The organism is Kitasatospora sp. NPDC023118, from assembly GCF_055560875.1.
The window spans coordinates 85,942-106,924 of sequence record NZ_JBVHHW010000028.1; the positions used below are offsets into that span (position 1 = coordinate 85,942).

General features: G+C 72.2%; 13 protein-coding genes. 6 read left to right on the forward strand and 7 right to left on the reverse strand.

Annotated elements, in window-relative coordinates; translation table 11 throughout:
• Nucleotides 1-18: 18 nt before the first annotated feature.
• From ACZ3UD_RS29840 to ACZ3UD_RS29850, 3 genes are all read right to left on the reverse strand, one after another.
• Nucleotides 19-1,374, reverse strand: coding sequence for an ABC transporter substrate-binding protein (locus ACZ3UD_RS29840; RefSeq protein ID WP_465594434.1), 1,356 nt, complete (start codon nt 1,372-1,374; stop codon nt 19-21).
• Between the two features lie 104 nt (nt 1,375-1,478).
• On the reverse strand, nt 1,479-2,669 hold the full coding sequence (locus ACZ3UD_RS29845; protein WP_465594437.1) for an ROK family transcriptional regulator: 1,191 nt from the start codon (nt 2,667-2,669) through the stop codon (nt 1,479-1,481).
• A gap of 1,016 nt (nt 2,670-3,685) precedes the next feature.
• Nucleotides 3,686-4,039: a hypothetical protein gene (locus ACZ3UD_RS29850; RefSeq protein WP_465594440.1), complete on the reverse strand. Its 354-nt coding sequence runs from the start codon at nt 4,037-4,039 to the stop codon at nt 3,686-3,688.
• Between the two features lie 189 nt (nt 4,040-4,228).
• Here ACZ3UD_RS29850 and ACZ3UD_RS29855 point away from each other — a divergent pair, with 189 nt between their 5' ends.
• The 3 genes from ACZ3UD_RS29855 to ACZ3UD_RS29865 all read left to right on the forward strand — a co-directional run bounded on the left by ACZ3UD_RS29855 (nt 4,229) and on the right by ACZ3UD_RS29865 (nt 6,118).
• Nucleotides 4,229-5,080 (forward strand): helix-turn-helix domain-containing protein, encoded by an 852-nt coding sequence (locus ACZ3UD_RS29855; RefSeq protein ID WP_465594442.1) that lies wholly within the window; start codon nt 4,229-4,231, stop codon nt 5,078-5,080.
• Between the two features lie 13 nt (nt 5,081-5,093).
• Nucleotides 5,094-5,291 (forward strand): DUF397 domain-containing protein, encoded by a 198-nt coding sequence (locus ACZ3UD_RS29860; RefSeq protein ID WP_465594445.1) that lies wholly within the window; start codon nt 5,094-5,096, stop codon nt 5,289-5,291.
• A 293-nt stretch (nt 5,292-5,584) separates the two neighbouring features.
• Complete coding sequence (locus ACZ3UD_RS29865; RefSeq protein ID WP_465594448.1) at nt 5,585-6,118, forward strand: GNAT family N-acetyltransferase; 534 nt, start codon at nt 5,585-5,587, stop codon at nt 6,116-6,118.
• A gap of 426 nt (nt 6,119-6,544) precedes the next feature.
• Here ACZ3UD_RS29865 and ACZ3UD_RS29870 read toward each other — a convergent pair whose 3' ends face one another.
• Nucleotides 6,545-7,708, reverse strand: coding sequence for a mechanosensitive ion channel family protein (locus ACZ3UD_RS29870; protein ID WP_465594451.1), 1,164 nt, complete (start codon nt 7,706-7,708; stop codon nt 6,545-6,547).
• A gap of 489 nt (nt 7,709-8,197) precedes the next feature.
• On the opposite strand from ACZ3UD_RS29870, the gene ACZ3UD_RS29875 reads away from it, so the two are divergent.
• Nucleotides 8,198-8,842, forward strand: coding sequence for an HNH endonuclease (locus ACZ3UD_RS29875; protein WP_380614149.1), 645 nt, complete (start codon nt 8,198-8,200; stop codon nt 8,840-8,842).
• Between the two features lie 300 nt (nt 8,843-9,142).
• On the opposite strand, the gene ACZ3UD_RS29880 is transcribed toward ACZ3UD_RS29875, so the two are convergent.
• Entirely contained in the window at nt 9,143-13,099 is a 3,957-nt protein-coding gene (locus ACZ3UD_RS29880; protein ID WP_465594454.1) for a beta-N-acetylglucosaminidase domain-containing protein, read from the reverse strand.
• A 440-nt stretch (nt 13,100-13,539) separates the two neighbouring features.
• Between ACZ3UD_RS29880 and malQ the strand changes: the two genes are divergently transcribed.
• Together malQ and ACZ3UD_RS29890 are read left to right on the forward strand one after the other, a co-directional pair.
• Nucleotides 13,540-15,678 (forward strand): 4-alpha-glucanotransferase, encoded by a 2,139-nt coding sequence (malQ, locus tag ACZ3UD_RS29885; protein ID WP_465594457.1) that lies wholly within the window; start codon nt 13,540-13,542, stop codon nt 15,676-15,678.
• A gap of 74 nt (nt 15,679-15,752) precedes the next feature.
• Nucleotides 15,753-15,977: a hypothetical protein gene (locus tag ACZ3UD_RS29890; RefSeq protein WP_465594459.1), complete on the forward strand. Its 225-nt coding sequence runs from the start codon at nt 15,753-15,755 to the stop codon at nt 15,975-15,977.
• 96 nt (nt 15,978-16,073) lie between these two features.
• On the opposite strand, the gene pepN is transcribed toward ACZ3UD_RS29890, so the two are convergent.
• On the reverse strand, nt 16,074-18,656 hold the full coding sequence (pepN, locus tag ACZ3UD_RS29895) for an aminopeptidase N (protein ID WP_465594462.1): 2,583 nt from the start codon (nt 18,654-18,656) through the stop codon (nt 16,074-16,076).
• Between the two features lie 188 nt (nt 18,657-18,844).
• Nucleotides 18,845-20,620, reverse strand: coding sequence for an outer membrane protein assembly factor BamB family protein (locus ACZ3UD_RS29900; protein ID WP_465594465.1), 1,776 nt, complete (start codon nt 20,618-20,620; stop codon nt 18,845-18,847).
• Nucleotides 20,621-20,983 lie beyond the last annotated feature (363 nt).

Below are 20,983 nucleotides of genomic sequence, written 5' to 3' on the forward strand. Positions count from 1 at the left end.
GTGGACCGTTCCCGCCGCTTACTTGGCCTGGGCGATGTCGGTGTCGATCTGCTTCGCCGTGGCGGCCAGGCCGGCCGGCAGGTCGGTCTGCTTGCCGGACTCGTAGTCGTAACCGAGGTTCTGCAGCGAGAGGAGGTAGCCGCCGCCGTTGACGCTGGCCGGGGTGGTGCCCGAGTGCGGGTTCTTGGCGACGTCCAGGAAGGTCTTGAAATTGGGGTCGCTCACCAGCTTCGGCGAGTTGAGTGCGTCGAAGGTGCTCGGCACGTTGTGGATCGCGTTGGCGAAGTTGACCACCGCGTCGGTGTCGGTGGTCAGGTACTTGACCAGCTCCCAGGCCGCGGCCTGCTTCTTGCTGGTGCTGGCGATGCCGACGATGGTGCCGGTCTGGTAGCCGCGGCCGTAGGTGTCGGCCTGGTCGTCCGGGACGGGGAACGGCGCGGTGGCCCAGTCGAAGTCGGGCTTGTTCTCGGCGAGCGAGGCGGTGCGCCACTCGCCGTCGATGGCCATCGCGACCTGGCCGGTGTGGAAGGGGTTCTTGGCGCTGAACTCCTCGCCGAAGGTGGCGCGGAACTTGTCCAGCTTGGCGTAGCCGCCGAGCTGGTCGACCAGGCCCTTCTGCCAGTTGAGCATCGCGGCGACCTTCGGATCGGCGGCGATGTTCGACTTGCCGTCGGCGCCGAAGTAGGTGGCGCCGTACTGGCCGAGGAAGTGCTCGGTGGTGGACTCGTAGCCGTGGTACAGCGGCATGAAGCCGAGCTGCTTGTACGAGTCGCCGTCGGCGACGGTCAACTTCTTGGCGTCGTCGGCGAATTCGCTGAAGGTCCTGGGCGGGTTCGCGATGCCGGCCGCGGCGAAGGCCTGCTTGTTGTAGTACAGGCCGTAGGCGTCGCCGAGCAGCGGCAGCGAGCACTGGTTGCCCTGGAACCGCGAGTAGTCGAGCATCGCGGCCGGGAAGGTCTTGGCCGCGTCGATGCCGCTCTTCTGCAGGAGGGGCTTGAGGTCGACGAAGGCCTTGGTCGAGCAGAACATGCCGACGTTGTTGGTGGTGAAGGAGGACACCACGTCCGGCGCGTCGTCGCCACCGGCCCGCAGGGCCTGGTTGACCTTGTCGTCCGCGATGTTGCCCACGGTCTTGACGTGGATGTTGGGATGGGCCTTCTCGAAGGCGGCGATGTTGTCGTTGATCGCCTTCACCTCGTTGTCCTGGCTCCAGCCGTGCCAGAAGGTGATGGTGACGTCCTTGCCGCCGGCCGAGTCGTCGGTGCCGCCCGCGTCGTTGGAACCGGTGCAGGCGCTGGCGAGCAGGGCCAGGACGGCGCTGCCGGCGACGGCGGCGATCGTGCGGCGGCCCCTGCGGGAGGTGGTGGGGTGCACTTCGAGGTCCTCCTGGGGGTGCGCGGGCAGGCGTCATCGCCTCGGGTCCCGCGTAGGGGGTAGGGGAGAGGTGGGTGCAGGTGAACGAGGTGACAGGGGGAGCATCAGTGGGTGGAGAAGACCGCCTCGCGGGCGTCGGCGAGGGCGCGTTGCAGGGCGCCGTGCAGGACGGGTGAGCCGGGCAGGGCACTGCTGCGGACTTCCGGCCGGGCGAGGCAGATCCGGGCCAGTTCGTCCTCGACGAGCGTGCGCAGGCGTTCGCCGCCCGCGCTCGGCACCGCGCCGGAGAGGACCACCAGCTGGGGGTCGACCACGGCGACGATCACGGCCAGCCCGACGGCGAGCCGCCCGGCCAGTTCGGTCAGGAAGGTGTCGCCGGCGCCCGGGGTGGCCAGGGCCTTGGCGATCGACTCCTCCGCGCTGGGCGCGCCGAGGCCGTGCTCGCGGGCCAGGGCACGGACGGCGGGTGCGCCGACCTGGGCCTGGAAGCCGCCGAACTTGCGCCGCCGGGCGTCCCACTCGACCGGCGAGTCGGGCACCGGCATGTAGCCGACCTCCCCGGCGCCGCCGGTGAAGCCCCGGTGCAGCCGTCCGGCGATCACGATCGCGGCGCCGACGCCCGCCCCGGCCCAGAGCAGGACGAAGTCCTCGAAGCCCGCCGCCGCGCCGGTGGCCTGCTCGGCGACCGCGGCCAGGTTCACGTCGTTCTCGATCGACACCGGCGCGCCGATCGCCTCGGACAGCTCCTCGACCAGCCGCGGCGAGTGCCAGCCCGGCAGGTGGGAGGCGTAGCGCAGCTTCCCGGTGACCGGGTCGGGGGCGCCGCCGACGCCGATCGCGACGGTGCGCAGGCTCCCCTCGGGCAGCCCGGCGGCCCGGACGGCCTCGGCGACGGCGGCGGCGACCGTGGCGACGGTCTCGGCGGCCGGGACGCCCCTGGTCGACACGGCGTGCTCGGTCAGCGTGGTGCCGGTGATGTCGGCGACGGCGACCCGGATCCCGCTGTTGGTGACGTCCACTCCGGCGACGTACCCGGCAGCCGGATTCACCTGGTACAGCTGCGCGTTGGGCCCCGGGCCACCCGCCGTGGTGCCGACCGGCAGGACCAGCCCGGCCGCCTCCAGGCGGGCCAGCAGCTGGGAGGCGGTGGGCTTGGACAGCCCGGTCAGGGTGCCGATCTGGGTGCGCGAGAGCGGGCCGTTCGCCAGCAGGAGTTCGAGGGCGGCACGGTCGTTGATGGCACGCAGGAGGCTCGGGGTGCCGGCGAGGGGAGCCTTGGCGGTGCTCTTGGTCATGCCCGGAATCCTCCCCTTTCGGCTGGCGGACCGGAACTGTTAGGAAACTTTCCAGTTCCTTGGACAGGACCGTACGGGCCGCGTCAGCGGGGTGTCAATGCCCAGTCCCCCGGAGGATGCCGAAGCGTTACCGGACGGCATCAAGCCCCCTCCCGCCGGAGTGGGAGCAGGGCTAACACTCGCCCAGCATTCAAAGAGAAACTTGTATAGAGAGAAAATGAGTGTGCCGCGCTCTCCTTGGGCAAGGAGGGAAGCACGCCAATGAGTAGAAGAATTAAAGACGATGGGAAAACCGGTGTGGCCCCCGGCGTGCCGGGGGCCACACCGGTTAGAAATCAGCTACTAAAAACAGGCGCGGTGGCCTCCTCGGGCGAGGAGGCCACCGCCCAAAGGCAGGTCGTTGGCCGGAGCGTCCAGCACGTCCTGCCGCTCCCTTGAGGCGGGGAGAGGGGCGACATCAGAAATTACAAAATCGCGAGCCACTCCTTGTCGACCGTTGCCGCTTCGGCAGGGCCGAAGCGGCGACGGTATTTCCGGACCCCTGCGTAGGAAGTCGGCCGGACCGACTTCCTGCACAGAAGACGGGAAGGCTGTGGGTCAATCGCGGCTCCTTTCGCCGTCCGCCGCGATCGTGATCGCGGCGGACGGACCGCAATGCAGGGCGAACACGGAGCGGATGAGAAAGGCGGGCCCGCGTTATTGGACCCGGGCCTGCCCTGACACTGGGCGTCCCGTCCACCCCGTTGGAACGGCGAAGGTGGCGGCGGTCCCGGCCCCGGCCAAGGAAGGCCGGGACCGCCGGTATCAGTGGTGTGGGAGCGCTCCCCGCGGCCCGACCCGCAACCGCCGCGATGGGTGGGAGGCCCGGCCGGCAACGGCCGGGCCGCCTGAAACCACGGGAAAGCGAGTGATCAACGCAAGCCGGGCGGATCTGCCCCGGAGACCCGAGCCTGCCGCGCCCTACGCGGCCGCTCGCGCCAGCTCCTCGGCCGAGAGGCGTGCCAGCAGGTCGAAGGTCAGGCGGCTTCGGCTCGGTCCATCGCGGCAGCTCTCGGCTGCGCGAGCCAGACCAGCCGCGAGGTGATCCCCGGTCGCCCGGCGAAATGGCGCAAGGCTCGATCGGGAGATGCGAGAGTCATTCGCGCCTGCCCGTCGACGCTGATCACGTACGTTGGCCCGTCACGGTCGACGAGCCCCCAGGCCGCGACCCACCCGTCGGCGTCCGCAAGGCCCTCGCCACACACCTGGACGACAGCGAACAGCCGGGGTGCGGTGTCGAGCACGAGCCCGCACAGCTCCTGCTCGAACGGCATGTCGACCGGCAGCTGGGGCGTGATCGGACCGGGGTTTTGCGGCGGCGCAGCAGTCATGGAAGTCTCCTACGTGAACGGGAGTTGGACGTGACGCTGCCGCCATCGCAGGCAGTGTGACGGCCCTGACGCGGAATCAAAACTAGCCGGTCGGTAGTATGTAGTCCACCACTTCTGGGGCATCCATATCATCGGCACTCCAAAGGGTGAACGGTGCCGGCCACGGCGAGCGAGGGAAGGAGGCATCGGATGCCGCCCAGCAAGACCCCGCCGAGCATCCGGCAGCGGCGACTCGGCGCAGAGCTGCGTCGATTGCGCGAGCAGGCAGGACTGTCGGTGACGCGAGCTGGGGAGCTGCACGGCACCACGCAGTCCCGGATCAGCAACATCGAATCCGGCGGCTACCCGGTGAGCGCGGACCGAGTGCGGACCCTGGCGCGCCTCTATGGCTGCGCGGATGATGCCCTAATCGATGCGCTGACCCACATGACCGGCGGCCGTACCCGGGGCTGGTGGGAGGAGTACCGCGAGATCCTTCCGGCCGGAGCGCTCGACCTGGCGGAACTCGAACACCACACACAGTCGATGCGGATCGCTTCCGCGATTCACATCCCCGGACTTCTCCAGACCCCTGAACACGCTCGCGCGCTCTTCAGGGATGTCGTCCCGCCTTTCTCGCCGCCAGAAGTGGAACATCTCGTCTCCCACCGCATCAAACGGCAGGCGGTGCTCTACGGCCAGCAGCCGATCCCGCTGTCGGCTGTTGTTCACGAGGCCGCCTTGCGAATGGGCTTCGGCGGTCCGAAGGTTGCCCGTGAACAGCTGGAATGCCTGCTGACTGCCAGCGAGCAACCTCACATCGACCTGAGGGTGATCCCGTTCGGCACCGGCAGCTACCCCAGCTCCGGCGCTGGGATCGTGTACTTCAACGCCGAGGTCGCGCGATTGGACAGCGTCCAGGTCGATGGAGACAGGTCCGAGTTCATCGACACCGAGCCGCAGTTGATCAAATATCGAGCTGTGATGGACCGGTTGGAGATGAGCGCGCTCAAGCCCGACGCATCCCGTGACCTCATCCGTCGTATCGCCCAGAGCATCTGAGACAGGACCGAGCATGGCCGTTCACAACTGGCAGAAGTCCTCATTCAGCGGCGACGCCGCAAACTGCATATACGTTGCGGCAACCGCCGACCGTGCCATCAAGATCCGCGAGAGCGACGACCCCGACACTGTCATCACCACCACGCCCGACGCACTCCGCGCTTTCATGCGCGGAGTCAAGGCCGGAGAGTTCGACCATCTGACACCGTAACTTGCGGGACAGCGGTCGCCTCCTCGGCTCCACCCTCTGGGTGTACTGGGAGTCGACGCGGGAAGCATCGACGCATGAGCGAACAGCCGACCTCTTGGGCCAGAGCGGTGGCGGAGACGGAGCTTGCCGGACCGAGCAGTCGGCCCACCAACTCACCACGGGAGCCGTCTTGCTGACCGAGATGTCGTCCGGGCGGGCGCGCACGTCGATGCAGAAGGCGCACTCCTACCTCAAACTGTTGAATCCGTCTCTGGCCGCTGCCAGCACTGCCCACCTGATCGCTTAGGAGAATCGTGCAGACGCCCGTCTTCGAGACCTTCACAGATCCGGACGCCGCTGCCCAGGTGCTGGACGAGATAGCACCGCTGTACGAGCGGGTGTTCGCAGAGCCGCCGTACTTCGAGGGGCCCCGCGACCTGGCCGAGTTCCTGGAGGGCTACGAGTCGTTCCGGACCATGCCCGGCTTCCGACTGGTGCTGGCCCGTGCAGGTGCTGCCCTGGTCGGGTTCGCTTTTGGCGTCCTGCTCCAGTCGGACAGCCGTTGGTGGAATGGCCTCGGCCTGGACCAGGGCTTCACCCGCGAAGACGGACACCGGACGTTCGTGATCCGGGAAATCGCCGTGGCTCCGGATCGGCGCCGGCAGGGACTGGGCCGGGAACTGCACGCGGCCGTACTCGAAGGGGCCCAGGCGGAGCGCGTCACGCTTGCGGTCCGGCCCGAAGCGCAGGCTGCGATGAAGATGTACGAAGCCCTCGGTTACCGAGAGCTGGGCGACAAGGCCCCGGCTTGGGACGGCGCCCCGGTGTACTGCTACATGGTCCGCTAGCTACTGGACGGCGAGGCCACGGAACGCGGCTTCGGCTTAGACGTGGGCCTCGTGGCCGAAGTAGTGGCGGGGCTGGTCGCCGGTCAGCGTCCGGCCGGCGGGCCCGTAGGTCTGCCTCTGCACGGTCCACGAGTCCTTGCCCGGGGTGGGCGGAACGCACTGCAGGGGGCGAACAGGGAACGGATGGCAAAGGTTGGCCCGCGTCATTGGACGCGGGCCAACCCTCAGACGTCCCGCCCGCCCGCCCCGTTGGAACGGCGAAGGTGGCGGCGGCCCCGGCCAAGGAAGGCCGGGGCCGCCGGTACCGGTGCGGTGGGAGGGCTCCCCCTGGCCCGACCCGCAGACCAGCCGCGAGGTAATCGGTTGACGGGCTCTGCTGGCTCTACCGAGGCCAGCAGTGAACCCGCCGACCGGCGGAGCGGAGCCTCACGGCTTGGCGATCGTCGGGTCGTCCGTCGGCGGCTTCGGCATCGGGATCGGCTCGGCCGCCCGGTACCGCGGCGAGGTCGGGTCGGACAGCGCCGACGGCGGCGAGGGCTCCGCGGCGGCGATCGCCACCCCGGTGGCCACCGCCGTGGCCTCCTCCTTGACCTTGATCCCGGCCACGTCGAAGGCCGACTTCAGCCGCTGGCGCAGCGCCCGGGACACCAGCGGCGCCTTGCCCGGCGCCGTCCGGGCCTCGACCCGCACCATCACTGAGTCCGCCGCCACCGACTCCACGCCCAGGATCGACACCGGCGCCCAGACCAGCTCGTCGTACGGCGCCTCCTTGGACAGCGACTCGGCGGTCTCCTGGATCAGGCCCTCGACCCGCTGCAGGTCCTCCTTGTACCCGACCTGCACGTCCACCGAGGCGGTCGCCCAGCCCTGGCTCATGTTGGCGATCCGCTTCACCTCGCCGTTGCGGATGTACCAGATCTCACCGTTGGCCCCGCGCAGCTTGGTCACCCGCAGCCCGACCTCCAGCACCGTGCCGGTGGCCACCCCGGTGTCGATCTCGTCGCCGACGCCGTACTGGTCCTCCATGATCATGAAGACCCCGGAGAGGAAGTCCGTCACCAGGTTGCGGGCGCCGAAACCGATCGCCACACCGGCCACACCGGCACTCGCCAGCAGCGGCGCCAGGTTCACCCCGAGCGCGGAGAGCACCATCAGCGCCGCCGTGCCCAGGATGCTGAACGAGGCCACGCTGCGCAGCACCGAGCCGATCGCCTCCGAGCGCTGCTGGCGCCGCTCCGGGTTCACCACCCCGTGGTTGGCCAGCAGCCCGCCCAGCCGGCTCTCCTCGTGGTGCTCGTGACCGCGCGCCATCCGTGCGATCAGCTGGGTGATCAGCTTGCTCACCACGACCCGCAGGACCATCGCGAGCACGATGATGAGGATGATCTGGAGGCCGCCCGCCAGCCAGCTCTGCCAGTGCGTGTCGAACCAGCTGGCCGCCTGCTTGGTGGTGTCGGTGACCTCCTGCGTGCTGGTGGGGATGCGCAGGTCCAGCTGCGGCAGCCCGGGCGCGGTGGGGGAGGGCGCCGGCGTCGGGGTGGAGAGCGTCGAGGACGCGTCGGTCAGACCGGTGGCGCCGGAGCGGAACACGTGCGGGACCTTCCTTGCTGGGGGCGTGACGGGCCCGCGCCGCCGCAAGCGGCCCGCGGACCGTGCGCCTCAGCCTATCCGTTACCGGACATCCGCCCGGACACGCCGAAGGGCGTACGGAAGATCTCGGACGCCCCGTCAACGCCCCGGTGCGCTCCCCCCATGCACCGCCCCCGCGCCACCCGACCGACCCCGAACGGCCCAGGCGGGCCGCCGTACGGGCCAGGGCGCTGCTCCGACCGGCCGAGCCGTCCCCTGGGCGGGACACCGCGCCGTACCCCGGCGGCACCGTGGTGCAACCCGACCTTTCCCAGGGCATACCGGGTATGACGCAAACCACACCCGGAGTCCACGTCGGGTCCGTTACACAGGAGTGGTGGCGCCGTACAAAGGCGTAAGGCGACACTGGGGGAGATCGCGCACTCGTTGTGCGATCCAACCGCTCGTCCCGGCGCGAGCCACGCGCCGCAGGCGTCCAAGGAGGCATCCGTGCCGCATGTCCTGGTCCTCAACGCGTCCTACGAGCCACTCGGCGTCGTATCGATGCGCCGCGCACTCATTCTGGTCCTCAACCACAAGGCGGTCAGCCTGGAGGACTCGGGAGTCACTCTGCACAGCGCCACCAGCGCCCTTCCGGCGCCGTCCGTCGTCCGACTGACCCGCTTCGTCCGGGTCCCCTTCTGCGGGCCCGTCCCGCTCACCCGCCGGGCGCTGTTCGCCCGGGACCACGGCCGCTGCGTCTACTGCGGGGCCGCCGCCACCAGCGTCGACCACGTCATCCCGCGCAGCCGGGGAGGCCAGCACCGGTGGGACAACGTGGTGGCAGCCTGCCGCCGTTGCAACCACACCAAGGCCGACCGTCACCTCACCGAACTCGGCTGGCGGATGAAGCGCCCGCCCGCACCGCCCAGCGGCCTCGCCTGGCGAATCATCGGCACCGGGATCAAGGACCCGCGCTGGCGGCCCTACCTGGAGCCCTACGGCGGCTCGGACCAGCTGCGCGCCCCGCAGTGGGGCGAGTACGAGCATCACGACCATACCGAGCCGAACCACTCCGTCCCGATCGGCCGGGCGCACGGCGCCCACCCCGCCCCCGTCCGCCGCGGTGAGCAGCCTGAACCGCTCTCCGCCTGACCGAAGCACCACAAGGGCCCGCCCGTCATACCGTCGGTACGCGCCTCATGGGCCGCCGCGCCCCCCACACTGGGGAGCCCGGCGGCCCGCCGCGTTGCACCCTCTTTTTTGGGCCCGGCTCGTCTCCGGGGCGCTCTGACCCGGTGCCGACGGTCGGCGCTCCGGCGCTCGTGCCTCGCTAGTCGCTTCTCCCTTTCGGCACCGGCGCGCCCCTTCGGCTCGCCGGGCCACCCCGTCCCTTCGGCTCGCCGGGCCACCCCGCCCCTTCGGCTCGCCGGGCCACCCCGCCCCGGCGGCCTCCTACTGCTTCGGCGGCGCGGCCGGAGGCGTCGTGGGCGCGGTCCCCGGCTGGCCCGGGTTCGGCTGGGGCGGGTTCGGCTGGGTCGGCGGGGTGGTCGGCGGCTGCGGTGGGACGGCGGGCGCGGTGACGGCGTACAGCTCGATGCCGTACAGCGAGTAGCCGAACTTGGTGGCCCGCGCCACGCCCTGCATCCGGACGAACCGGACGTTCGAGGCGTCGAAGCGCACCGTCTCGTCCCCGCCCTTGCCGTTGTCCACCGCCGCCGCGTCCGTCCAGGTGCTGCCGTCCGGCGAGACCTGGAGCTTGTACGAGGAGGCGTACGCGGACTGCCAGTGCAGCACCGCCGCGCCCAGGTGGACGGGCTGCGGCAGCGCCAGCTGCACCCAGGCGTCGTCCTTGGCCGGCGAGGACCAGCGGGTCTTGGGGTCGCCGTCGGCGACCGCCGAGGCCGGGAAGGACGGCGTCTCGTCGCCCGAGGAGGTCGCCGTCGAGCCGACCGCCAGGTCCGGCCCGCTGGTCGGCGGCACCACGTGCACCTGCAGCACCTGCTTCACGGTGGTGCCGCCCGCCACGTACGACACCGGCACCTGGTACGTCCCGGACGGCGTCCCAGGCGCGGCGGTGACCAGCAGCGGCACGCCCACCCGGCCGCCGCGCGGCACGGTCACCGGGCCAGCCGGGGTCACGGTCAGGCCCTTGGCGGCGGCCGGCACCTCGGTGCGCAGCTCGCCGGTGGTGCCCTCGGGGCGGCCGGCCTCGACGGTGGCCTGGGTCTTGGCGGGCGAGGCCGCGCCGGTGACCACGTCCAGCGCCGGGTCGGCCAGGCTGAGCCGGGCCGCCGGGACGTCCGCGTACCAGGGGATCACCTGGTTGACCACCGGCGGGTCGCCGCCGGGCTTCCAGGTCAGCCGGAAGGCGTCGGCCAGCTGTCCGCCGGCCGGCAGCTCGTTGTAGCCGGGCTGCACGGTGCCGATGTCCGTCCAGGTGCCGTCGGAGCGGCGCACCGCGACGGTGGCGGTGGCGTGCACGTTCGGGTCGGTGAGCACGGTCAGCCGGTCCAGCGGGCGGGCGCTGCCGAGCTCGACGGTGAGCGGCTGGTCCTGCGCGGTGGGCGGATTGGCGGCGCGGTACGCGGTGTCCGGGTTGCCGTCCAGCACGGCCGCGGCCGAGGAGCCGGGCAGCGCGACGGGCCCGCCGGAGACGCTGGCCGGGGCCTCGTCGGGGGCGGTGACGGTGAACTCGCGCACCGCGACGGCGGTCTTCTGCGCGGCCGTGGCCCGCAGCCGTACCGCCCGTACCACCGTGCCCGGCGGCAGCTGGGCGCTGACCGTCTTCTGGTTCTTCACCACGGTGAGCTGCTTCCAGCCGCCCTCGCCGGTGCTGTACTCCAGCACGCCGTCGCGGATGTAGTCGTCCACGGCGGTCTGCGCGTCCGGGCCGTCGCCCCAGCCGCCCATCAGCACCGTGACACCGGTGATCGGCCGGCCGGCGCCCAGGTCCACGCCGACCGAGTCGCCGGGCTGCGGGGGAGCGGAGCTCCAGTAGAAGGTGCCGGCCTGGCCGTCGGTCATCAGCGCGGGCAGGTGGTCGTGCGCGGTGCCCATGCTGGTGGTCGGGGTGACCCCGCCGCTGACCACGCCGGACCAGTTGTCGGCGGCGCGCACCGCGCGCTCCAGGAACGGGTCGAGCACCCCCGCGCCGATGGTCGCCGGGGACTGGGAGAGCTGGGCGCGCAGCCGGTTGAGCTGCACCCGGGCCTTCCAGGCCGCCGCGCCGTCGCCGCCCTTCTGGGCCAGCAGCATGTCCAGCGCGGCCTGCCCGGCCAGCCCGTAGTCGTGCAGCGGGCCCAGCCACGGCCCGGCCTCGGCGGCGAGCTGGGCGGTGGCCTGGGTGCCGGACAGGGTCTGCTGGGCGGTGGCCATCGCCGAGAATGCGTCCCGCACCGGGGCCGCGGCCTCTATCAGCTTGGCGAGGTCCGGGGTGGCGCCGGAGGTGGGCTCGGCGGCGGCCCAGAACCGGTCCAGCAGCGGCGTCAGGTAGCCGGACTCCTGCTTGGACAGGGGCGAGGAGGTGCTGTTGCCGGCCAGCGCGGTCACCGCGGACAGCGCCGACCCGGCGGGCGTGGCGGCGGCGCCGGTCGGCCCGGCCAGCGAGCGCACCGCGGCCTGCCAGGAGTCGTCGGGCTTGTAGCCGGTCGGGTTCCAGGCGAAGTCGCCGGCCGTGGCGAGCGCTATCCGGGAGGCCACCGGCTGCTGCATCGCGCCGGTCAGCAGCACCGCCGAGCGGGTGGCCACCTCCGGCTCGCGGCCGGTGTAGGCGCCGAGGAAGAGCCGGTCCGGGCTGGCGTCGTTGACCGGGTAGTTGTCCATGGTGACCAGCGGGTGCCCGTACAGGCTGCCGGTGTCGGAGGTCTGGGCGCCGGTGATCTTCTCCGGGATCACCCCGCCGCCGCTCCAGGCCACCTGCACACCGCTCGGCAGCGCGTCGGCCAGCGCCTTGCGGTACGGCGTGGTGCCCTGCTTGTGGTACTCGGTGGGGACGACGGACAGCGGCGCCAGGCCCGGGTTCTTGGCGATCAGCCGGTCCTGCACCTTCTTGACCAGCGCGGCCTGCGCCTTGGCGGCCGCGGCCGGACCGCTGCCGTAGGCGTCGTGGTCGTCGTCGCAGTGCCACTCGTCGTAGCTGACGTCCAGGAACTGCAGCTGGAAGGCGGTGAAGCCGAGCTTGCGCAGTCCGTCCAGCTTCGAGACCAGCGCGTTGACGTCCTCGTCGGAGCTGAAGCAGAGCGACTGCCCCGGGTCGATCGCGTAGCCGAGGGTGACGTGGTTCTGCCGGGCCCGGTCGCCGAGCTCGCGCAGCTCCGACTGCTGCGCGGCGGGGTAGGCGTCGCGCCAGCGGGACAGCCGGAACGGGTCGTCACCGGGGGCGTAGAGGTAGAAGTTCTGCTTGGAGCGGCCCAGGAAGTCGACCTGGTCGAGCCGCTGCTGGGCGGTCCACGGGGTGCCGTAGAACGCCTCCGCGGTGCCGCGCACCGCCGCGCCGCTCGGCCAGTCCCGCAGCGTGATCCCGGGCAGCCCGAGCCCGGCCGCGCCCGGCCCCTGGCCCTGCCCGGCCGGTACGGCGGCGAGCAGCTGGCGCAGGCTCTGCGCGGCGTAGAAGGTGCCGGCCGCGTCCACGCCCGCCAGCACCACCGCGCCGTACGTCCCGCCGCCCTGGGCAGGCAGCTGACCGGCCGCCAGCACGTAGCCGCCGTCCGTCATGCCCTCGGTCGAGGGCGCGGCGCCGTCCTTGGAGCCGGCCGCGACGGCCAGCTGGCGCAGCGTCCGGTCCACCTCGCCGCCGGCGTCCTCGGCGGCCCCGCCGACGTACACCACCAGCGAGCCGGCGGCCGGCGTCCCGCCCTCCGGCTGCGGGGTCACCGAGGTGGCCCCGGCGATCGCCAGCACCTCGCGCACGGCGTCCACCGCGCCCCGGTCCACCCTGGGCGCAGGCACCAGCGTGACCGCGGCCGGCACCGTGACGGCCTTGCCCGCCACCGTCTGCTCCTGCGGGTGCGGGAACACCTGGGGGTTCGTCATACTGCCCAGCGGCGTCTGCGGCGCGCTGCTCACCACGTCCGGCCCGGGCGTCGCCGCGTACGCCGCCGACGGCATCGGCCCGGCCAGCAGCCCGCCGACCACCGCCGCGGCCGCGACCCCGGCCGCGATCTGCATCGCCCGCCGCCCCGGCCGCCCCGCCGCACGCTCCGCCCGCACCGATGCCAACAGCGGCTCCGTCCCCTTCAGATCGGCGATCAGCCGGTCCGCGGTCCTCGGCGCCAGCTGACGGCACGTCCGCGCGGTGGCCCGCCGCGCACTCAGCGCCGCCGGATGCTGCAGCACCTCCCGCAGCGCCGGACTCTGCTCCAACTGCAGCCGCAGCCGCCGCCCGGCCACAACGGACACACGGGCTTGCACAGGAGCCTCCTCGACAGGCCTGGACCACAACGCGAGCAACCCCACCAGCTACCCAACCCGGTGTCAACGCCGTCGACGGCTATGTTGAATTTGCCCCGATTCCTCCAGCTCCCCAACCCGTAGTCCGAGGGCGCCCGCGACGGCCGGAACCGGCGACACCGTGCGGCGATGCGTCAGCCGCGCCTCTGGGAGGGGGGGAAGAGGGGCGTGACCGACGTCCGCACGAGCGCTCTCCGGCCCTTCCGGCAGGCCTCGGCGGCGCCGCCGTCCCCGACCGGCTCGGTCCGCCCGCGGTCCGTCGCCGACGACCGACCGGTCGACCGCGGCGGTCCGGCGCGATCCACCCCGCACGGTCGTGTCGCGCAGCGTGGTCGGGTCGTCACCCGGGTAGGACTTGGGAGTCCTGACCGGGCGTTGCCGAGACATCGCAGGAGCCGCGAGTGGCCGCTTACCACGACAGTGACGGAGCCGACGGGCTGAAGGTACCGCCGCAGGACGCGCCGCCACCGCCAGCCGAACTGGTGGCGCTGGCGCAGGCGTACGGGGTGGATGCGCGGTACCCGGGGCCGGGTGGGCAGGCGGTGGGGGCACGGACGCTGGTGGCGGTGCTGGCGGCACTGGGAGTGGCGGCCGGGACGCCGGAGGAGGTGCGGGAGGCGCTGGAGCGTCACCGGGCCGAGCAGCAGGGCCGGTTGCTGCCGCCGTGCGTGGTGGTCCGGCAGGGGCGGCGCACCGCGCTGGACGTGCCGGCCGACGCCCGGCTGCGGGTGGAGCTCGAGGGCGGGGGCAGTTGGGAGCTGCCGCGCGGTCACTCGCACTGGCTGCCCGCGGACCTGCCGCTCGGGCGGCACGTGCTCAAGGCGGAGAGCAACGGCGACACGGCCGAGGCGCCGCTGATCGTCGCCCCGCAGCAGCTCCCCCAACTCCCCGGCCGCAGCTGGGGTTTCCTCGCCCAGCTGTACTCCGTGCTGTCGAACCGCTCCTGGGGCATGGGCGACCTCGGCGACCTCGCCGAGCTGGCCCAGTGGGCGGGTGCCGGGCTCGGTGCGGGCTTCGTGCAGATCAACCCGCTGCACCAGGCGCTGCCGGGCGCCCCGGGCACTCCCACCGACCCGTCCCCGTACCGCCCGTCCTCCCGCCGCTTCGCCGACCCGGTGCACCTGCGGATCGAGGCCGTCCCCGGGTACGCCTACCTGAACACCGCACAGCGGGAGCAGGCCGACGACCTGGCCCGCCGCGCCGCCCGGCTGCGCGACGAGGTGCTCGGCCACGACGGTCTGATCGACCGCGACGCCGTCTGGGCGCTCAAGCGGGAGGCCCTGGAGCTGTTGTACGAGGTGCCGCGCGGCCCCGGCCGTCAGGCGGCGTACGAGGCGTACCAGCGGCGCGAGGGCGAGTGGCTGCGCCGGCACGCGCTCTGGAACGCCCTGGCCGAGGCGTACGGCCCCGACTGGCACCACTGGCCGAAGGGCCTGCGTCACCCGGACGGCCCACAGGTCGAGCAGGCCGCCAAGGAACTCCAGGAACGCGTGGAGTTCCACCGCTGGCTCGCCTGGCAGGTCGACCAGCAGCTCGCCCACGCCCAGCGCAGTGCCCGCGAGGCGGGCATGCCGGTCGGCCTGATCCACGACCTGGCCGTCGGCGTCCACCCCGACGGCGCCGACGCCTGGGCGCTCCAGGACGTCCTGGCCGGCGGCATCTCGGTCGGCGCCCCGCCGGACGCCTTCAACGCCCACGGCCAGGACTGGGGCCTGCCGCCCTGGCGCCCGGACGCGCTGGCCGCGGCCGGCTACGCCCCGTACGCGGAGCTGCTGCGGGCGACCACCCGGCACGCGGGGGCGCTGCGCATCGACCACGTGATGGGCCTGTTCCGCCTCTGGTGGGTCCCGGCCGGGCACCCGCCGACCGAGGGCGCGTACGTGCGCTACGACGCCGAGGCGATGCTCGGCGTGCTGGCCCTGGAGGCGCACCGGGCCGGGACGGCGGTGATCGGCGAGGACCTGGGCACGGTCGAGCCGGGCGTCCGGGAGGAGCTGGCGGCGCGCGGCATCCTCGGCACCTCCGTGCTCTGGTTCGAGCGGGACTGGCAGTCGAACGGCGGCATCCTCGCCCCGGACCGCTGGCGGCCCGGCTGTCTGGCCACCCTCACCACCCACGACCTGCCGAGCACCGCGGCCCGGCTCTCCGGCGAGCACGTCGAGCTGCGGCACCGGCTCGGCCTGCTGGCCCGGCCACTGGGGGAGGAGCAGGAGGAGGCGGCGACGGAGCTGGCGGACTGGCGGGCCGAGCTGACCGGGCTGGGGCTGCTCACCCCGGACGAGCCGCTGTCGATGCCGGTGCTGTACCGCTTCCTGCGGGCGACCCCGGCGGAGCTGGTCGGCGTGTGGCTGCCGGACCTGGTCGGCGACCCGCGCCCGCAGAACCTGCCCGGCACCTGGGACCAGTACCCGAACTGGCGCCTCCCGGTCGCCGACGGCGCCGGCGACCCGGTCACCCTCGACCACCTGGCCACCGTTCCGACCGCCCGCCTGCTGGCCCACCTTCTCGCCACGCCCGGCCCGGGCGACCCGGGCCGCTGACCGGGACGGGCCCCGCGGACCGGAAGGCCGACCCCGACGCGCGCCCTCCCATAAGCGGCGGGTAAGTTGGAAACGTGGACAAGAGGAACGCTTTGCGAGCCGGCGCGGTCTGCGCAACGGTCACGCTGATGATGCTGCTGTCGTCGCCCGCCATGGCCCTCACCAGGGACGACGGTGACGACCCGGGTCCTGGCCTGAGCGTCGGCCAGACCATCGGCCTGTACGTGCTGATCCCGCTCGCCGCCTTCGCCGTCATCGCGGCCCTCGCGGGCATGCCGTACGGCAAGAAGAAGAAGTAACCCTCGCGTCCACCAGGACCCGCACGACCCCGAAGGGGCGCCGGACGATCCCGGCGCCCCTTCAGGCGTTCCCGACACCCGGTCAGCGAGCCCCGGTCAGCGAGCTCCCGCCGCCCGGTCCACCGCCTGGGCTTTGAGCGCGCGCTCGATCCCGGCCCGCGCCTCGACCACCTGGCGCCGCAGGGCAGGGGCCGGCTCGGCTTCGGTCAGCCAGGCGTCCGTGGCGGCCAGCGTCTCGGCCGACACCTGCAGCGACGGGTACAGCCCGCCGATGATCTGCTGCGAGATCTCGTGGCTGCGGGTCTCCCAGATGCCCTTGACGGCGGCGAAGTACTTCGCCGCGTACGGCGCCAGCAGCTCCCGCTGGTCCGACTGCTGGAAGCCGGCGATCACGGCCTCCTGCACGTAGTTGGTCAGCTTGTCCGACTCCACCACCGAGGCCCAGGCCTCCGCCTTGGCCTCGGCGGTCGGCCGGGCGGCGCGGCAGGTGGCCGCGTGCTCCTGGCCCGCCGCCGTGTTGTCCCGCTCCAGCTCGGCGGCGATCGACGAGTCGTCCGCGCGCCCGGTGGCCGAGAGCCGGGTCAGCAGCGCCCAGCGCAGCTCGGTGTCCACCGCCAGACCCTTGACCTCCACCGACCCGTCCAGCAACCCGGCGAGCAGGCCCAGCTGTCCGTCCGTACGGGCGACCGCAGCGAGACTGCGGGCCCAGGCCAGCTGGTGGTCGCTGCCGGGCTCCGCGGCGCGCAGGTGCTCCTCGGCGGCGGCGGCCCAGCGGGCGAGGCCCTGCTCGCGCCACTCCGGGTCGGCGTAGGCGTCCAGGGCCAGCTTGACCTGGCGCTGCACGGACTGCACCACGCCGATGTCGCTCTCCCGCCCGATGCCGGACAGCGCCAGCGACAGGTAGTCGCGGGTGGCCAGCTCGCCGTCGCGGGTCATGTCCCAGGCCGAGGCCCAGCACAGCGCGCGCGGCAGTGACTCGGTGAAGCCGCCGAGGTGCTCGGTGACGACGGCCATCGAGTCCTCGTCCAGCCGGATCTTGGCGTACGACAGGTCGTCGTCGTTGAGCAGCACCACGGCCGGCCGGTGCCGCCCGACCAGCTCCGGCACCTCGGTGCGCGGGCCGTCGACGTCCAGCTCGATCCGCTCCGTCCGCACCAGCGAACCGCCGTCCGCCAGCTCGTACAGGCCGATCGCGATCCGGTGCGGCCGCAGTACGGCCTCGCCCTTGGCGCCGGCCGGCAGCGCGGGGGCCTCCTGCAACACCGCGAACGACTCGATCTCACCGTCCGTGTTCAACACGACGGAGGGCCGCAGCACGTTGATGCCGGCCGTCTCCAGCCAGGCCTTCGACCAGGCCTTGAGGTCGCGCCCGCTGGCCTCCTCCAGCGCCCCGAGCAGGTCACTCAACCGCGTGTTGCCCCAGGCGTGGCGCTTGAAGTACGCCTGCACGCCCTGGAAGAAGGCGTCCTGGCCGACGTACGCCACCAGTTGCTTGAGCACCGAGGCGCCCTTGGCGTAGGTGATGCCGTCGAAGTTGACCTGGACGTCCTCCAGGTCGTTGATCTCCGCCATGATCGGGTGGGTGGACGGCAGTTGGTCCTGCCGGTAGGCCCAGGTCTTCATCTGGTTGGCGAAGGTGGTCCAGGAGTGCGGCCACCGGGAGCCGGGCGCCTCGGCCTGGCAGACGGCCTCGGCGAAGGTGGCGAAGGACTCGTTCAGCCAGAGGTCGTTCCACCACTCCATGGTGACGAGGTTGCCGAACCACATGTGGGCGAGCTCGTGCAGGATCGTCGCGGCGCGCGACTCGTACGCGGCGTCGGTGACCTTGGAGCGGAACACGTACTGGTCGCGGAAGGTGACGGCGCCCGCGTTCTCCATCGCGCCGGCGTTGAACTCCGGGACGAAGAGCTGGTCGTACTTGGGGAAGGGGTACGGGTAGTCGAACTTCTCCTGGAAGTAGTCGAAGCCCTGCTTGGTCACCTCGAAGATCGCCTCCGCGTCCAGGAACTCGCGCAGCGACGGGCGGCAGTAGACGCCCAGCGGCACGCGCTGCTCGCCGTTCTCGTAGGCGTCGAAGACGCCCACGTACGGGCCGGCGATGAGCGCGGTGATGTAGGTCGAGATCCGGCCGGTGGGCTCGAACTTCCAGACCCGGGTGGCACCTTCGCCGACCGGCTCCGGCGTCGGCGCGTTGGAGACCACGACCCAGCCCTCGGGGGCGGTCACGGTGAACGCGAACGTGGCCTTCAGGTCCGGCTGTTCGAAGCTGGCGAAGACCCGGCGGGCGTCCGGCACCTCGAACTGGGTGTACAGGTAGGTCTCGCCGTCGACCGGGTCGACGAACCGGTGCAGGCCCTCACCGGTGTTGGTGTAGGCGCAGGTGGCGACCACGCGCAGCTCGTTCTCGGCGGCCAGGTTCGGCAGCGGGATACGGCTGTCGGCGAAGCTGCCCGGGTCGAGCGGGGCGCCGTTGAGGGTGATCTCCTCGACGCTCGGGGCGACGAGGTCGATGAAGCTGTCCGCGCCGGGCGTGTTGGCGGCGAACCGGACCACGGTGGTGGACCGGAAGGTGCCACCGTCGCGGGCCGAGCCGAGGTCGAGCTCGATGTCGTACGCGTCCACCCGGAGGAGGTCGGCCCGGGTGCGGGCCTCCTCGCGGGTCAGGTTGGTGCCGGGCACTCGCTGCACTCCTTTGTCAGGCTGATGGACCGAATCCTCGCATGCCCGGCGGTCGAGCCCACCGGAAAATCGCAGGCGGGGCGGACCCGGGCCGAAGCCCGTGCCCGCCCCGCCCGGACGAGTGCCCGCGGCCCCGGGTCAGACCCCCGGGACCACGTCCGGCGTCACCAACGGTGTCGCCACAGCCGTCACTTCGACCACTTGGTCATCGGCGACGTGTAGCTGCTGCCGCGACGGTAGGCGATGATCGCGCTGTTGTCGTCGGTGACGAAGTACTCCGACATGCTCATCCCGATGTCCATGCCGTCCGGCATCGCCATGGTGCCGATGTCGCTCATCGAGCCGTCGGTCGGCGACAGCGTCACCAGCTTGGCCGGCTTGTCGTAGCCCTGGCTGACGATCGCCCGGACCTTGCCGTCCTTGGTGGTGCCGGAGACCAGGCGCATGTCGTTGCTGTCCGAGGAGGAGTTGGCGGACCAGAGTCGCTTGCCGGTGTTCAGGTCGTACGCGTTGATGCCCGACTTGCTGCCGCTGATCTGGACGTACAGCGTGGTGCCGCTGACCACGTTGCTGCTGATGGCGTCGGACTGGCCGGACAGGCGCAGGCTGTCCGAGCCGGCCTCCTTGGTCGACATCTGGTTGCCGGGCTTGTTGTCCTTGTCGAACGGCAGGATGTAGTCGCCGTTCGGGCCGCCGGTCATCAGCACCACCAGGGGCTGGGTGCTGACGACCTTGTCGACGCGCTCGATGGTGCCGGTGAGCGTGATCGGCGAGCTGGCGGGCTGGCCGGTCTCGGCGTTGACGATCTGCAGTACCGACTTCGGGCTGACGTCGTAGCAGCGGTCGGTGATCGCGATCTGCGAGCCGGCCGTGGCGCCGTACACGGTGCAGTCCTTGCCGCGGCCCTTGAGCTGCCAGACGGGCTGGCCGTTGTCGATGTTCAGCGCGCCGACCGGGCCGACGGCGACCACCTTGTCGGTGACGCTCAGGGTCGGCGAGGACAGCCGGTCAGCGGTGGCCTTGACGCTCCAGAGCAGCTTGCCCGAGGAGATGTCGACGGCGCCGATGGTGGAGCAGTCGTAGTCACCGGTGTTGAAGGAGACCGCGACGATGTTCTTGGAGTTGTGCGAGTAGGAGGCGGTGCACAGCTCCTTGGAGCCGGACGGCACCGGGATGTTCCAGGCCTGCTTGCCGTCCGAGAGGTTGTAGGCCGTGATGCCGGTGCTGTCCGCGCGCACGGCGGTCTGACCGGCGCCCCAGACCCCGAGCAGCTGCGAACTGGTGTCCGAGTCCTGCGGCTTGGCGGCGTTCCAGGCGACCTTGTATGTCTCCTTGCCCGGGGCGGGCGTGGAGCCCCCGTCGGTGCCGGCGGCAGTGCTGCCGCTGTTGGAGGTGCTGCTCGTGGTGCCGCCCGAGTCGGCCACCGGCCCCGGGTTGGGCTTGGGGTTCCCCTTGAGCAGGACGACCAGCGCGATCACGATGGCGACCACCAGCACACCGCCGATGACGCCGCCCCACAGCATCACGGGGTTGCGCTGCGCCGGCGCGGCGGGCACCGGCGCACCCGGGTAGGTGTACCCGGGCTGCTGCTGGTAGTTGTACCCGCCGGGGTTGTAGTCAGGGGTGGCGTAGCCGGCGCCGGGCGGGCCGCCGGGCACCGGGTCGTACGGGCCGATCGGCGCACCGCCCGGCGGCGGCGGGGCCTGGGCGGGGAGGCCGGCCGCGGCCGGTGCGTACGCCGCGTAGTCGACGCCGCCCGGCGGCTGCGCGGGCGGTGCCGGCGGCTGGGCCGGCGGTCCGGCCTGACCCGGAACGGCCGAGCCGTCGAGCTGCGTCATCTGGTCCGCGACGGCGGCCGGATCCACGCCGCCGTTTGCCGGGCGCCCGAACGAGACGCCCCGGTTCTCCTGCGGGCCGCTGCCGGGCGCTTCGCCCGCGCCCGGCGTAGGGTGATCCCCTGCCATCTGATTCCCCGTCATGTCTGGATGCGTCCCCCTGCCGGTACCGTCCGCGGCCCGGTGGGACGGGTGAGATTCGGCACCATGCTAGTGGTGGGTGGTTTTAGGCCGTCGCCAGGACGGCCGAACCCCGCCCCGACAGGCCCTGACCGCGCAACACTTTCACCGGCCACCCACGCCGCCGCCACGGCCGTCCCGCCCCCCTCACCCAACCCCAGCACCCCCGAACCCGCACCAACCCGCCCACAGCAACCCCCACCCACCCCCTTCCCCTCCAGCGAGAGGGACGCGCTGCGGGAGGGGGCGGCGCAGGGGGTGGCCCGGAGAGGGGCGTGACGGGTGATTTTCAGACTGCCACCGCACCCAACG

Coding starts and splice junctions, on each gene's coding strand:
- ACZ3UD_RS29855 (WP_465594442.1), top strand. CDS start 4,229: ATGCCGCCCAGCAAGACCCCGCCGAGCATCCGGCAGCGGCGACTCGGC.
- ACZ3UD_RS29845 (WP_465594437.1), bottom strand. CDS start 2,669: ATGACCAAGAGCACCGCCAAGGCTCCCCTCGCCGGCACCCCGAGCCTC.
- ACZ3UD_RS29900 (WP_465594465.1), bottom strand. CDS start 20,620: ATGGCAGGGGATCACCCTACGCCGGGCGCGGGCGAAGCGCCCGGCAGC.
- ACZ3UD_RS29850 (WP_465594440.1), bottom strand. CDS start 4,039: ATGACTGCTGCGCCGCCGCAAAACCCCGGTCCGATCACGCCCCAGCTG.
- ACZ3UD_RS29860 (WP_465594445.1), top strand. CDS start 5,094: ATGGCCGTTCACAACTGGCAGAAGTCCTCATTCAGCGGCGACGCCGCA.